14 protein-coding genes are annotated in these 13,731 nt (G+C 57.5%); 7 read left to right on the top strand and 7 right to left on the bottom strand.

Translation table 11 applies throughout. From position 1 onward, the window contains the following. Window positions 1-14 precede the first annotated feature (14 nt). Window positions 15-1,325: an MFS transporter gene (locus IG171_RS10210; RefSeq protein WP_212127361.1), complete on the top strand. Its 1,311-nt coding sequence runs from the start codon at window positions 15-17 to the stop codon at window positions 1,323-1,325. A gap of 11 nt (window positions 1,326-1,336) precedes the next feature. Then, complete coding sequence (locus IG171_RS10205; RefSeq protein WP_212127360.1) at window positions 1,337-2,335, top strand: LacI family DNA-binding transcriptional regulator; 999 nt, start codon at window positions 1,337-1,339, stop codon at window positions 2,333-2,335. 64 nt (window positions 2,336-2,399) lie between these two features. Here the strand turns inward: IG171_RS10205 and IG171_RS10200 are convergent, their stop codons facing one another. Genes IG171_RS10200 through dctP form a run of 6 tightly spaced genes read right to left on the bottom strand, consistent with a single transcriptional unit; the run spans window position 2,400 to window position 7,625 of the window. Further along, entirely contained in the window at window positions 2,400-3,137 is a 738-nt protein-coding gene (locus tag IG171_RS10200; RefSeq protein WP_212127359.1) for an IclR family transcriptional regulator, read from the bottom strand. Between the two features lie 47 nt (window positions 3,138-3,184). After that, entirely contained in the window at window positions 3,185-3,559 is a 375-nt protein-coding gene (locus IG171_RS10195; protein ID WP_212127358.1) for a cupin domain-containing protein, read from the bottom strand. Further along, on the bottom strand, window positions 3,556-4,743 hold the full coding sequence (locus IG171_RS10190; protein ID WP_212127357.1) for a CoA transferase: 1,188 nt from the start codon (window positions 4,741-4,743) through the stop codon (window positions 3,556-3,558). The genes IG171_RS10195 and IG171_RS10190 overlap by 4 nt, the downstream gene beginning before the upstream one ends. Then, the gene (locus IG171_RS10185) at window positions 4,740-6,005 is read right to left on the bottom strand and encodes a TRAP transporter large permease (protein ID WP_249203603.1); all 1,266 of its coding nucleotides are present in this window, start codon (window positions 6,003-6,005) and stop codon (window positions 4,740-4,742) included. Before IG171_RS10185 ends, IG171_RS10190 begins: the two co-directional genes overlap by 4 nt. A gap of 26 nt (window positions 6,006-6,031) precedes the next feature. After that, window positions 6,032-6,565: a TRAP transporter small permease gene (locus IG171_RS10180; protein WP_212127355.1), complete on the bottom strand. Its 534-nt coding sequence runs from the start codon at window positions 6,563-6,565 to the stop codon at window positions 6,032-6,034. Continuing rightward, window positions 6,540-7,625 carry a TRAP transporter substrate-binding protein DctP gene (gene dctP / locus IG171_RS10175; RefSeq protein ID WP_212127354.1) on the bottom strand — a complete coding sequence of 362 codons (1,086 nt, stop codon included), beginning with the start codon at window positions 7,623-7,625 and terminating at the stop codon, window positions 6,540-6,542. The genes IG171_RS10180 and dctP overlap by 26 nt, the downstream gene beginning before the upstream one ends. A 243-nt stretch (window positions 7,626-7,868) precedes the next feature. Here dctP and IG171_RS10170 point away from each other — a divergent pair, with 243 nt between their 5' ends. From IG171_RS10170 to IG171_RS10155, 4 genes are all read left to right on the top strand, one after another. Then, window positions 7,869-8,582, top strand: a complete 714-nt coding sequence (locus IG171_RS10170; RefSeq protein WP_212127353.1) for an FCD domain-containing protein — start codon at window positions 7,869-7,871, stop codon at window positions 8,580-8,582. A gap of 28 nt (window positions 8,583-8,610) precedes the next feature. After that, window positions 8,611-8,988: a cupin domain-containing protein gene (locus tag IG171_RS10165; RefSeq protein ID WP_212127352.1), complete on the top strand. Its 378-nt coding sequence runs from the start codon at window positions 8,611-8,613 to the stop codon at window positions 8,986-8,988. Between the two features lie 228 nt (window positions 8,989-9,216). Next, window positions 9,217-10,629, top strand: coding sequence for an MFS transporter (locus IG171_RS10160; protein WP_212127351.1), 1,413 nt, complete (start codon window positions 9,217-9,219; stop codon window positions 10,627-10,629). 24 nt (window positions 10,630-10,653) lie between these two features. Continuing rightward, on the top strand, window positions 10,654-11,550 hold the full coding sequence (locus IG171_RS10155) for a polysaccharide deacetylase family protein (RefSeq protein WP_249203602.1): 897 nt from the start codon (window positions 10,654-10,656) through the stop codon (window positions 11,548-11,550). Window positions 11,551-11,740: 190 nt separating this feature from the next. Here IG171_RS10155 and IG171_RS19055 read toward each other — a convergent pair whose 3' ends face one another. Further along, window positions 11,741-12,142 (bottom strand): FCD domain-containing protein, encoded by a 402-nt coding sequence (locus IG171_RS19055; RefSeq protein WP_249203593.1) that lies wholly within the window; start codon window positions 12,140-12,142, stop codon window positions 11,741-11,743. A 271-nt stretch (window positions 12,143-12,413) separates the two neighbouring features. On the opposite strand from IG171_RS19055, the gene IG171_RS10145 reads away from it, so the two are divergent. After that, window positions 12,414-13,487, top strand: coding sequence for an IS630 family transposase (locus IG171_RS10145; protein ID WP_249204326.1), 1,074 nt, complete (start codon window positions 12,414-12,416; stop codon window positions 13,485-13,487). Window positions 13,488-13,731: the final 244 nt, after the last annotated feature.

Below are 13,731 nucleotides of genomic sequence, written 5' to 3'. Positions count from 1 at the left end.
CAAGGAGGGCTCTGATGTCTCATTTAGAAACCACGAATGATTCCGCACCGGTTAAGCGACCGTCCGCAGTGAAGACGTTCCTCGTCTCCGGAATCGGTACAGCTCTTGAGTACTACGATTTCCTTATCTACGGACTCGCGGCTGGCCTAGTCTTCAACGAAGTATTCTTCCCGAATAGTGATCCGCTCATCGGTACTTTGTACGCATTCGCTGCTTTTGGTACTGGTTTCGTCGCACGGCCTCTTGGAGGTATCGTCATCGGCCACTTCGGCGATCGAATTGGACGGCGATCGATGCTCATTATGACATTGATTGTTATGGGGGTATCGACCTTCGCAATCGGCCTCTTGCCGACCTTCGAAAGCGTGGGGTTGTGGGCACCAGTGTTTCTCGTTGTCTTGCGCCTTGTTCAGGGATTCGCTGCCGGCGGTGAATGGGGCGGGGCCGCGTTGTTTGGTTTGGAGTATGCGCCAGAAGGCCAGCGTGGCCTCTGGGGAAGTTTCACCAGCATGGGGATTGGTTTAGGGACACTAATTGGAGTAAGCGTCTTTTCGATCGTGAGTTACGTATTTGATGGAGACTTGGTTTCATTCGCGTGGCGAGTTCCATTTTGGATCGGCGGTCTAATTGTGATTGTCGGTCTGTTCGCTCGGCTGTCGATGCCGAGCGTCGCACACGAGCCAACTGCGGCTGAGTCTCAAGCAGACATCCCACTGGTAGAGGCTGTGAAACGAGATCCTAAGTCCATCGCCCTCGGTCTGGGTGTCAGTTTTGGCTACAACACAATCGCCTACATTGGCTTCACCTTCTTCCTTTCTTACCTTACGAATCTCGGATATCGCTCGACTGACTCGCTGACCGGCCAACTCGCCTACAGTGCAGTTCTCATCGTGAGTGCGCCAACCTTCGCCCTTCTGTCGGACCGAATTGGGCGTAAACCGGTCATGGTTGCAGGAGGCGTGCTTACGGCCGCTTTCCTCTTCGTGTACTTTCCCCTGGTAGGAACCCTAAATGTCGGTTGGGCGATCGTTGCGTTTGCCGTCACGGGCCTGCTCACTGGAATTACACAGGGCCCGATCCCGGCCTTTACCGGCGAGCAGTTTCCGGCCCGATTCAGGTACAGTGCGATGTCTGTGTCGTATCAAATCGGTGCTGCCATAGGTGGAGGATCGGCGTCCTTCATCGCCACTGGGTTGCTGATCATCAGCGATCAGAATCCGATTTCCGTCGCGTTGTACGGGTCCTTTGCAATGCTCGTTCTTGTAGTATGTTCGCTTGGCCTGCGAGAGACAGCATTTATGTCAACGGATAAGATCAATAGCTAGCTACTCGGACGATGATTAGTAAAGACCAGATTCAGATGTCATCGACGATGACCGAGGTTGCCAGACGTGCCGGCGTCTCGCCCGCGACCGTGTCACAGGTCTATTCGGGAAATCGTCCAGTTTCGGATGCAACCCGGCAGTGCGTCCTTGAAGCGGCATGGGCTCTCGGCTATAAACCGCATCAAGGGAAACCTACTGTGGGCCTGCTTGTTCGCCCTGATGAGGCTCTGAGCGGCTTCCAGTTCGGAACGACCTCATTTGCAGAGATTACCGGTTCAGTCACCCTCGCGTGTCTCAATAGGGGATTCAAAGTTTTCACTTGCCAGGAGGTGGATGAGCTCGCACAGCACGGTCCGCGGGTAGACGGTTGTGTCGTCTTGCATCCCAACTTCAGGGACGAGGCTCTGGAAGAACTTGAACGGCGCGGTACGCCAACCGTTGCTTTCGATCCTGATCCAGGAAGCCGAAAGTTTCGCTGGTGGGCAGGGTTTGACTATCCAAAATCATTTGCCAGTCTTGTTGAGCATCTATTTGACGCCGGAGCCCGCCGGCTGGCTGCTCTCGTCGGACAGACTGATAACAACTACCGGCGATCTCTGTTGTGGACGTATACGAGCACAGTAACGCGACGGGGAGCGAGGCCACTGCTACGCATGATCGATAACCGTAAGGGTCAAGTAGCGGCGGAAGAAGCGTGCAGAGAACTTCTCTTGCAGAGTGATGGTCCCGATGCGGTTGTGACATCCTCTAGTGTGTTCGCGCTTGGAGCACTCAACGCTGCCACCGAGCTTGGGCTGACCGTTCCGAAGGACTTTATGGTGGCGACAGTATTGGACGGGCCGTTGGCGGAATACGCAACTCCACCAATCACAGGACTTCGAATGGATACAACTGCGACTGCGGCTCAAATCGTCAAACTTTTGGAGATGCGCATATGCGGAGATCGACTTCCCAGCGATCCACAAGCCTTTCCTCTGAATCTCCAGGTTCGAGAATCGAGTTCCCGATAATGCATTGCAATGGTTAAACCTTGTTGCCACCGGCACTGGTGCTGTTCGACGGGGACTTCGATGCCTACCCAGGCTCGTTAATAGAAAAGTCCCATACATCGAGGCCGCTGTTGCTGATTGCCGAACGGACAGTATCGACCATTTCTTCGATATGGGGCCGCATTCGGACGTTTGGACCGCCGACCGTAATTGCAGCTGCCAAAGACGAGCCGATTTTGAGCCCGAGTGCGAACGCGGACACATCAGCGACTGTTTCGCCGATGTTGAGGCCGTAGCCTCTTTTCCGTACTGATGCGATCTCGGCGTCAAGGGTCTCCGCCTTTAGGTCTTCTGACGCTAAGACATGCGTTTTTAGCTCTGGGGCATCAGACGCAGCCAAAAGAATCTTGCCGGCACTCGTGGGCCAGAGCGGTCGGCGGGTGTGCATCTCGGGGTTGTAGCCGATCCGCTGGTTGGACGGGACCGAGTGGACGTAGGTCAGCTCGTGATCGAGGAATACGGCGAGGGTGATGGTTTCACCGAGCTCGCTCCCGATCGTGTTCATCACTGGTGCCGCAAGTTCGACGAGTGAAGTCGCCTGTGACGCCAACAGGGTATGAGCGCCTAGGCCGAAGACGAAGTGCCCGGCCGCGTTCTCCTTCAAGTAGCCCTCTGCCTCGAGCCCGCGCACGAAACCGTAGACGGATGACTTCGGAGCGTCCAGATGCTCAGCGATCTCAGAAAGTGTCGCGCCGTTGAGGGAACGCACGACGAACTCGAGGATGCCGACGACGCGGCTGACCGTCCGGTGCTTCTCAACCATGAAGCCAGCCTAGATGACGCGCTCGGCCACAGGCCGACGTTTCATGTTCATTCGATCGTGTCGTCGGCTGCAAGGGCGGGGTAGTACACGTTGATGAGCTCCAGTGGCTCTGATGAGAGGACCTCGACGTGGTGGACGACGTCGGTCGGGATCAGCACTGAGTCGCCTCCGCCCAGCTCGAGGGTTTGTGCACCGAGTTCGACTGAGCAGCGGCCCGAGAGGATGTGGAGGAATTGGGTGCTCTTGAGATGTCGGTGGGGGAGTGCAGACCCGCCGTGCTCGATTGTTCCTCGTACGACGGAGACTGCGCCGTTGGCATCGTCACCGGGCAAGAGCCTGAGATTTGATGTCAATGTGTGGCGCGGCGGAGTGTAGGCTTCGAGTTCCTCACCGACATAGTGCTTGATCGATTTGTTGGTCATTTGTTTCTCCTTTGTTCGATGAGGGTCATGATGTCCTCGCGATCTCCGTCGGCCGGTGACGCCAGATTGACTGGCTGCAGTGGTGACTCGGAATAGCCGACGTTTGGTGTGGTTCGCCAATAGCTGCCTTCTGTGGGGTGATTAACCCGTTCCACAGTTCCGCGCCGTTTGAGGTATTCATCGTCGACGAGGTCTTCGATCCTGTTCACTGCTTGGGCCGGGATGTCGTGGTCATGGCAGAGCTTGATGACTTCGCTTGTCGAGCGGTGAGCAGCGAATTCCGCAATGAGAGTCTGTGTTTCTTCGACATGGGCGTTGCGGTCGCGGTTCGTTGGATAAGGCACAGTTCCGTCAGCGACGGTTGGATTATCAATGGCGAGGAAGTCTCTCCATTGTCGATCGTTGTAGGGCAGTATGCAGACCCATCCGTCTGTGGTGGGGTGCGGCCGCCGAGCTGGATTGATTGTTCGGTGCCAACCAGCGTCTCCCAGAGGAGGCTCGAACGTGTAGTCGTTGAGCTGTTCGACCATGTTGAAGTCGGACATGACATCGAACATGGGGACATCGACCCACTGTCCGAGTCCGGTGATATGGCGGCGGTGGATCGCAGCGAGCCCGGAATAGACCATCGACAGGGCGCAGACTTTGTCGGCGACGACGTACGGAGCGTACTGAGGCCGGCCCAATGATTTGCGGTAGACATCGCTGAGACCACTGGCCGCTTGAATGATGTCGTCGTACGCTGGCCGGTCACGTTCTGGGCTGTTCGAAGAGAATCCTTGTGCCGTAATGAGAACACATTGCGGATTGATCTCAGCAACGGAATCCCAGTCGAAGCCATATTTCTGACGTTGTCGTGGGAGGTAGTTGGTGACGATGATGTCGGCGATTCCGATGAGTTCGTTCAGCGTGTGCTGGTCGTCGGCGTCTGAGAAGTCGAGCGTGATGTTCTTCTTCCCGTCTCCGAGGCTGAGCGCGGCGGCAGTCATCCCGGGGTTTCGGGATTGGCCGGACCGTCGGATGACATCTCCGCTGGGAGCTTCGATGTGGATGACCTCTGCACCGAGTTTGGCGTAGAGCCTTCCGGCCAGGGGGCCCATGATGACCGTGGCGATCTCGACGACTATCAGTCCGTCGAGCGGCCCTTTGACCTGAGTATTCTGCACGGGTTGTGTGTGCGTCATAGACTTCCCATCATTTCTGGCAGTATGAGGACGATTTGCGGAAAGGCGAAGAGCAGGACACCGACGGCCAAGATCGCGAAGACGAACGGAACACTGCCGCGGAAGACATCCTCAACCGGCATTCTGGCTGCTTGAGCGACGACGAAGACATTGAGGCCGAGCGGTGGAGTGATCAGCCCGATTTCGGCCAGCAGAATGACGACGATTCCGAACCAGATCGGATCGAATCCTAGTTCTGTCACGACCGGCAGAGTCACCGGCACGGTCAGCGCGATGATCGCCATCTGGTCCATGAAGAAGCCGAGAATCAGGTAGCCAAAGGCGATGATCGCAACGATGACGATCGGAGCAATGGGCAGCGCCGAAAGGGAATCGACCAAACGAGGTGTCACCTGCGATTCAGTGATGAAGTGGCCGAAGACGTGGGCAGCCATGATGATCGTCAAGATCATGATCGATGAGCTCAGCGCCTCAGCGAACGATTTCGTCAGGTTCGCCCACGTGAGCTTCTTCTTGCCGAGCATCAGTCCCAGTGCACCCAGGCATCCGACTGCGGCGGCTTCGGTTGCGGTCGTGACACCGAGGAAGACGAGGCCGACGACAAGGATGAAGAGTGCGGCAATCGGCAAGAGGCCGCCGAGACTGCGGAACTTCTCGCGTCCGGTGCTGGCTTCGCCTCGGGGAGCTGATGACGAATTGAAGGTGATCAAAATGGTGATCGTGATGACAAGTGCCACGGCTACGAGGAGGCCAGGGATGATTCCGGCGATGAGGGTCGGTCCGACTCCTGCTTCGGCTGTGATGGCGTAGAAGATGAGGAGCACGCTGGGTGGGATCATGGCCGCTAGCGTTCCTGCTGCGGCCACGACTCCGGCGCTGAGGCGTTTGTCGTATCCCTGCCGAATGAGTTCCCCGGTTGAGGTATGCGCAAGTGTCGCTGCCGCGGCCGTGGATGATCCAGAGACTGCAGCGAAGATCGCTCCGGCTCCGACAGCTGCATGTGCTGTTCCGCCACGCATTCGGCCAACGAGGACCTTTGCTGAGTCGAACAGGCTGGAGAGCGCGCCGCTGTGGAGGACGAACTGCGCCATGAGGATGAAGAGCGGGATTGCTGCCAATGAATTATTGCTGACTGCGCTTTGTGGGATCGTCATTAGGACGCCGATGACATCGGCAGGTCCGCCGAGTGCCAATAGGCCGACGATTCCGCTGATCAGGATGGCGAAGGCGATCGGAATGCGGAGCAGGATGAGGGCCAGCAAGAGTGCTGTGATTGTGAGTACTAGCATCAGGCTGCACCGCCTTTGAGGAAGGTCTTAGATTCCAAGAGAATGACTACAGCGGTGAACAGGCTCCCGAGCGGGAGGAATGCCTGCCAGATCCAGCTGTAAATTGGCAGCTGGGATGACAGCGGAGGCGGAATGTCACCGTGCTTGAGCGCTTCGAACATTGTGATCGTCCCTGCGATAGCCAGGGCGGCGATTCCCACGAAGACGACGATGAGGCTCAGCCAACGTGCGGCTGATTGCACATTGGCAGGAAGGTGCTCATACAGCATGTCCGCGGCAACGTGTGCGCTGACCGCGTAGCCCCACGGCATGCCGAGGAAGACGATGGCAGGTAGCAGTACCTTTTCGATGAACGAGACGTTCCACCCCAGCGGGCTTCCAGCGAAGTATCGAAGCACGACCTCAGCCAGCATGAGAACAGTGATCAGCGCGAGCGCGACGATCGCACACCATTTTGATGTGGACACGATCGCCGTGTGGATGCTGCCGTAGCGATGAGTGGAGTGGTCAGGAGTTTGATCGATTTCGCTCATTCTTGGTCACCGCCTTCTCGAATTCGGTCAGTACTTCGGTGCCGGGGAGGCCAGCCGAATCGAGGCTGCTAGCCCAATCAGACTTGGCGCGGCTCAGTTCATCAGTCCATTGATCTTTTGCTTCGCCGGTGATCGGGGTGAATTCGACGCCGGCGTCTTCCATCAGTGATTCGGCTTCGGACTTTTCCTTGTTGAGACCAGCGCACAATGATTGCTGGGCCTGATCGGCGGCGTCAGTGACTTTGCTCTGTTCCTGCGAGGTGAGCCCATCCCAGGTGCGTTCACTAATGACATACGGGATGCCAACTGAGCCGAGGTTGAGGCCTTTGGTCGAGTAGCTTGCAACCTGCTCGAGGTTGTACGAGGGAACGCTGACGAATGGCATCGCCGTTCCGTCGACGGTGTTACGTGTCATCGCCTCGTAGGTATCAGCCGCCGACATGCTCACCGCTGATGCCCCGATGGCTTCCATCGTGACGTCGAATGCACCTCCCGAGGAGCGGAGGAGCAGTCCACGCACGTCAGTGGGATCTTCGACTTTGGTATTGCCCGTCATCACTTCATATCCAGGAATGATCGAAACCCAAAGCGGTCGAAGTCCGCGGTCCTCGTACTCCTCTTTGTAAAGGATCCCGTCCTCGTCGAGGAGGTCCATCATCGAATCGGAGGCGACGCAGGCATCTGTCGTCATCATCGGCAGGTCGCCGACGCTGGACAGCGGAAGTTTGTCTTCCAGATACGCAGCCGACGCTGGACCGATGTCGATGTTGTCGGTGGAAATGAGAGAGGCAAGATCTTCCGCATTCCCCATCTGACCAGACGGATAGTACTCGGTGTCGATGCCGCCTTCTTGGAGCTCGTCGAGGAAGACACTGACGCCGTACTTGCCGAACGGGTGCTTGGGCGAATACGAGTCGGCCAGGCTGAGGGTTGGGTTTCCCGGATTCTCCGCTGGTGCACAGCCAGCGGTCGCCGTGACCGCCAGCAGCACACCGGCGGCCAATGGGAGCAATGAGCGTTTGAGTCTTGGGCGCGTGCCCGAGCTTGTGTATCGCGACATGACCTCTCTGTCTTTCGCATATAGAAACGATAGTTCGTATATCCGTTGAATAGCCTATGCGGAGTTCGACTTCGGAGTCAAAGGACGTCCTTGAGGATCGATTGCGCTTGGGCGCAAGGCATTTCAGGGGTGCACGGTGGTCGATTGTGTCCCATGCGTTTGGGGCCACGCAGTCGCGGGTCGCTTCTGTTGTTCGCGCATGCGCTATTGACGATCATTCGAGAATAGGTCTAACCTCTTGATATGAAGTCATCCGACCACTCAAGCAAGGTTGCGCAGCCGAAGCGGCGATACATTCCGATCGCGCAGGATCTTCTACGAGAAATTCAGGCCGAAGACGGTCGGACGGAAAAGAAACTGCCATCGGATCGAGACCTTGCCGAACGCTATAACGCCTCCCGGAGCACCGTTCGCGAGGCAATCTTCGCCCTCGACATGATCGGGGTCATCGATGTCCGTCACGGGGACGGCACCTACATCTCGACGAGAGTCGAGCGTCTGCAATCGTCCGAACAGTTCCAATACGGTGCACGCCCGGAACATGTCATCGATACGCGTTTGGTCATCGAGCCGAGCATCGCCGGAGAACTCGCCGTCAGCCATGCCGCCATCGACGGAGCACGAAAGGTTCACGAAAACGCCGGAGCGCTCCTCGAAGTCGACGAGAACGTACCGGAGTTCACTCAACTCGCGCTCCAGTTTCATCTCGAACTCGCCGCTGCTCTCGACAATCAGCTGCTGGGAGAGCTCGCCTACGAAGTCATCTCCATCGACAACCAGCCACTTTGGGCACTGATCAACCAGCTCTCACTTCAAGATGTCGATCATCGGCACCGGCTCTACGAAGAACATCAGCAGGTTCTCGACACAGTTGCTAATGGAGATATCGACCTTGCCTACGCGACCATGAAAACCCACCTGAGCAGGAACAAATCACGAATCCTGCCTCACTCCTGATTGCATTCACAACACAAGAGGAGGTTCGATGACGAACCAGAAGTACCAGCCCGTTCGGGCTTCTGCCGGACTAGACCCGAGTTCGGGGCAGGTCGGCGAATCTGCAATGCTACTCAGCGACATCAACGTTCCCGAAATTAGCCAATGCCTGGGCGTTGCGGCGGTGAACGCAGGTGAGCCAGCCACGGCCGAACTCGCTCACAGCACGGCGGAAGTCATGTTCGTAGCTGAAGGGCAAGGCGAGCTGATCACGTCCGAGGGAACTGTGGAGTTCTCCAAAGGCGACGCGATCTACATCCCGGCAGACCTTAAACATGCGCTGCGTAACACGGGGGCGTCGGTTCTCGTATCGGTCTTCAGCTTTCCCGCCCCCAACAGACCGGCAGACAGCAGCACACCACACTGAAGTCTTCTCCTCCGCGGAGAAGCGCCACACCTGATCAGTGCGGGGGATCCGCACGAGATCGCAACGATTGGTGGCCGCGTCAGTGGTTGTCAGAATTCACAGACTGCCGGGACATCGAAAGAAAGTGCCGGTCCCGAATAGCGAACCTGCCAGTTCGCTATTCGGGGAACCCCGGGTACCGCCGGGGAGGATATATCGCATTCAACTGAATCGAACGATGGAGTTCTCATGAACACGACATACCACGATAAGAATCATAGTCGATTAGGCGACATAGTCGACGGAATCAAACTGACGAAAGTCCATTACCTCGCGCTGCTGCTGGTCGTGACCGGCGGACTCTTCGAGGTCATGGAACAGCTCATCCTTGCCTCACTTGGCCCGTCACTGCAGGAAGCATTCGGCGCGTCGGCCCAAGACATCGCCCTGCTGTCGACCGCGACCCTACTGGCCATCGCCGTCGGCGGAGTCACTGGGGGATACCTCGCTGACCGAGCGGGCCGCCGTGCGGTTCTCGCCGTCAGCGTCGGCATCTATTCTTTCGGATCAGTTGTCGCAGCTTTCTCGATGAACTACGAAATGCTCACCGTCGCCCGAATCATCACGGGGATCGGCGTCGGCGGTGAGATCGCCGTCGGACTGACCTACTTATCAGAGCTGACGCCCACCCGCATTCGCGGACTGTTCGTCTCTCTGTTCAACACGATCTCCGCTGGCGTCGGCATGTTCATCGCGTTCGCCTACACAATCTTCGTTCTCGGACCGTTTGCCGCGATGATCTCAGCCGGAGATGAAGCGTGGCGATGGGCATTCGGCCTGCTTGGCATCCCGGCAGTGCTCGTCTTCTTCTTCCGCCGCTATCTCCCCGAGACGCCACGGTTTCTGCTGGAAAAGCACCGGACGTCAGAACTCAACGCATCGCTGACGCGACTCGAGCAGGGCAAGATGCGTTTGAGAACTGCGGGCGAAGCGGTCGAGTACTTCAGCGCCACGGAAGTGGATGCTGCTTCCGCTGAGGTCTCGGAAAGCGGTCGGGTCTCCGACTTGTTCATCTCCGGGCAGCGCAAGCGCACCATCGGGCTTTCGATCGTGGCGTTCCTCGCCTGGGGCGCTCAATTCAGTATCTTGCTCGTCATGCCACTGCTCCTCGTCGACCGCGGCTACTCGATCAGCGGCAGCCTGACCTTCACGATGGTCCAGAACATCGGCGGGTTGCTCGGCGCGATCCTCGCTTCGATCGGTGCCTATTCGTTCCCGCGCAAACGTATGATCGCCATCGGTTCAGTCCTAGCGGCTGTAACGATTATCCTCTTCGCGTTCTTCGCCACGAGCCCCTTCCTCATCATGCTCCTCGGATTCCTGTTCAACTTCAGCGTCATGGTCGTCAACACGACAATCTGGACCTGGTCGCCTGAACTCTTCCCTACAAAGATCCGCGGTCTGGGCACCTCAGTCGTCGTCAACATCGGCTTCATCGGGGGAGCCCTGATCCCACTGGCTGCCTCAGCCCTGTTTGAGAATGTCAACGAATACATGACCTTCGGCATCGTCGTCATCATCTACATCGGCATCCTCATCATCTCCCGCGTCGTCACCGAGACGCACAATCGCTCATTCGAAGAACTCGACCCCACTGACTGACCACACCGAACACCAAGGAGAATCATGTCTACCGAATCCAATGGCCCGATCCGCGATCTTGTCGGCTACGGTGAGAACCCACCACATCCCATGTTCCCCGGAGAGGCCAATGTGGCCGTCAACCTTGTCGTCAACTACGAAGAGGGATCCGAGTACAGTCACTTCCTCGGCGATGGCGAGAACGATTCGATCGCTGAAGTCGCCTATCCATTCCCACACGAAGTCCGCGATCTGGCGACCGAATCAATGTACGAATACGGCTCCCGAGTGGGTGTGTGGCGTCTGCTGAGATTGTTCGAGGAGTTCGGCATCAACTCCACCTTCTTCGCCTGCGCTCGTGCGTTCGAGATGAACCCGGACGTCGCCACGGCCGCGCGTAATCTCGGCCACGACCTCGTCTCTCACGGTTACCGTTGGGAAGAGCACTGGAGGATGACGCGCGAGGAAGAAGCGCAGCGCATTCACGATGCTGTCGAATCATTCAAGACCACCTGGGGGTCGGCACCCAATGGGTGGTACTGCCGCTACGGTCCCTCCGTGAACACGCGCGAACTCGTCGTCGAGCACGGCGGCTTCCTCTACGACTCAGACGCCTACAACGATGACCTTCCGTACTTCACCGAAGTGCACGGAAAGCGCCATCTCGTCGTTCCGTACTCGCTGACTTACAACGATATCCAGGGCACGAAAGCGCCAGGCGACTTCTTCGAGTTCGCACGTCGCGGTTTCGATGAGCTGTGGCTCGAAGGGGAGCGAGGCGCTCCGAAGATGATGTCGGTCGGACTCCATCCGCGTCTCATCGGGCAGGCAGGACGAACGAACGCCCTGCGAGAGTTCATTGAGCACTGTCAGGGCAAGGGTAAGGTCTGGTTCGCGCGCCGAGATGATATTGCCAACCTGTGGATGGAGCAGTTCGGCTGACGTATTCGGCTGTCTGTGCCGACGGTATCTGAACCGACACCGTCGGCACAGATTTTACATTCTAGGCCGACAAATCTAGTCAGAGGACAGGGGGAGTAGCAGTTTGCTTCTTGGCCTGGGCGGTCAGGCGACATAGAAAAGTGGCAAGCTGGCATGTCGGACAGTACACAGTACCGAAGATACGAACAGCCTAGTCAGTGTCTGAAACGCGTGTAATCGACGTCTGGATATGATCACGCAACAATTTCGTGGCAAGAGCGCCGTCCCCGCTGACTGCCGCATTGAGAATCTTCTCGTGCTCCTGGGCTTCGTCATAGCTAGTGTCCTTCTCGGGCCAGAGGACGGATACCGCCGCGAATGCGACGAGGTCCTGCAGCCGGTCGAGCGCTTCGACCACGAGTTCGTTCTCACATTTGGAATATAAGGCGCGGTGGAATCGACGGTTCGCGATGACTTTGGCACCCGGTTCCCGGGCGGAGGCATGCACGTTCGATTCTTCCAGTGCGCGGGAAGCATCAGAGAAGTCAGTTGCCCCGTCATCGATAACGCGGCATAGCGCCCATGGTTCAAGGAGGAGGCGCTCCTCGTACACGTGCCGAATCTCCTTTAGCGCGAGTGACCGCACTGTCATGCCTCGATTGCGGTTTGATACCAGCAAGCGGGATCTCTCGAGCATGATCAGTGCCTCACGGACAGGGGTTTTCGATACGCCGTACTGCTCGGCAAGTTGCCGCTCTACGAGTACATCACCCGGTCGAAAAGTGCCATCAAGAATCGCTGTCCTGATAGCTTCAGCGACGAGGTCCGTCCTAGTGTCGCGTGTCGTTAGTTCCTGAATGGTTGTGTGTTTGCGAGAATTGGGTATGGCGAATTCTCCTGCTCCAGCACTTGTTCTACACGAAGGCGAAGAGGACCTCCTGCGGGAATGGGTGCGCTCCTCGACGATCAAGGCCGGCCTGGCCAAGCGGGCACGAATCGTGTTGCTGGCCGCCGATGGACTCGCGAACACACGCATCGCCGAATTGACCGGCGCATCCGTGGTGACCGTGCTGAAATGGCGGGCCCGCTATGGCGAATCTGGCATCGCCGGACTCGGCGATGATCCTCGCTCAGGACGTCCGAAACAGCTTGATCACTTCGATATCGTCACGACCACCCTGATGCCGCCACCGAAGAAGTACGGCGTCACTCACTGGTCATCGCGCCTGTTGGGCAAACACCTGAAGGTCGGCAACGCGACCGTGGCTCGGGCCTGGCGCGAGTACGGGATCCAACCATGGAAGGCCGAGACGTTCAAGTTCTCCACCGATCCCGAGCTGGAAGCGAAGGTCACCGATGTCATCGGCTTGTACCTGGCGCCTCCGGAGAATGCGGTGGTGCTCAGTGTCGATGAGAAGTCCCAAATCCAGGCCCTCGATCGCACGGCACCGTTGCTGCCGATGCGCATGGGTGATGCCGAGAAGCGCACCCATGATTATCACCGGCATGGAACCTCAACTCTCTTCGCCGCTCTCGAAGTCGCTACGGGACAGGTCACCGGCGCGGTGAAACCTCGGCATCGTCGGCAGGAGTTTCTGTCGTTTCTGCGTCAGATCGATCGAGCATACCCGGACCAGGAGCTGCATTTGGTGTTGGACAACTACGCCACTCACAAGACAGTCGAAGTGCGTCAGTGGTTGAATGAGCATCCGCGGTTTCATGTGCATTTCACCCCGACGTCGGGGTCGTGGCTGAACCTCGTGGAGGTCTGGTTCGGCATCATCGATCGCCAAGCGATCAAGCGTGGCGTGTTCACATCGGTGAAGGATCTCAACGCGAAGATTCGGGCTTTCATCACTGGGTGGAACAAACGCAAGCACCCCTTTGTGTGGACGAAGACGCCTGAACAAGTCCTCGAGAAAGCGAAACCTCAACCAATTTCAGAAACGCGACACTAGAGGTCGTCGGGCCAAGTTCGAAAAGTTGTTGTGCCGATGTCATGAGTTTCTCCGTCGGGCTCTCTACTGATGCACGTCAAAGTGGCACCCTGTGCATGAAGATGGTTCGAGTGTCTCGATCATCTCACTCAAGGTTCAGTATACTCATATCTCAAATTTTCCAGGCTGATGTGGTCCGAGGGCTCACATACTTCGGTGTGGGTCGCCCGCCAGTCGTGAGGTGAGGCTTTTCGCCTCCGGACAG

The organism is Brevibacterium sp. SMBL_HHYL_HB1 (assembly GCF_018208375.1).
Lineage (GTDB): Bacteria > Actinomycetota > Actinomycetes > Actinomycetales > Brevibacteriaceae > Brevibacterium > Brevibacterium intestinavium.
This window is presented reverse-complemented; position numbering and strand designations above follow the sequence as displayed.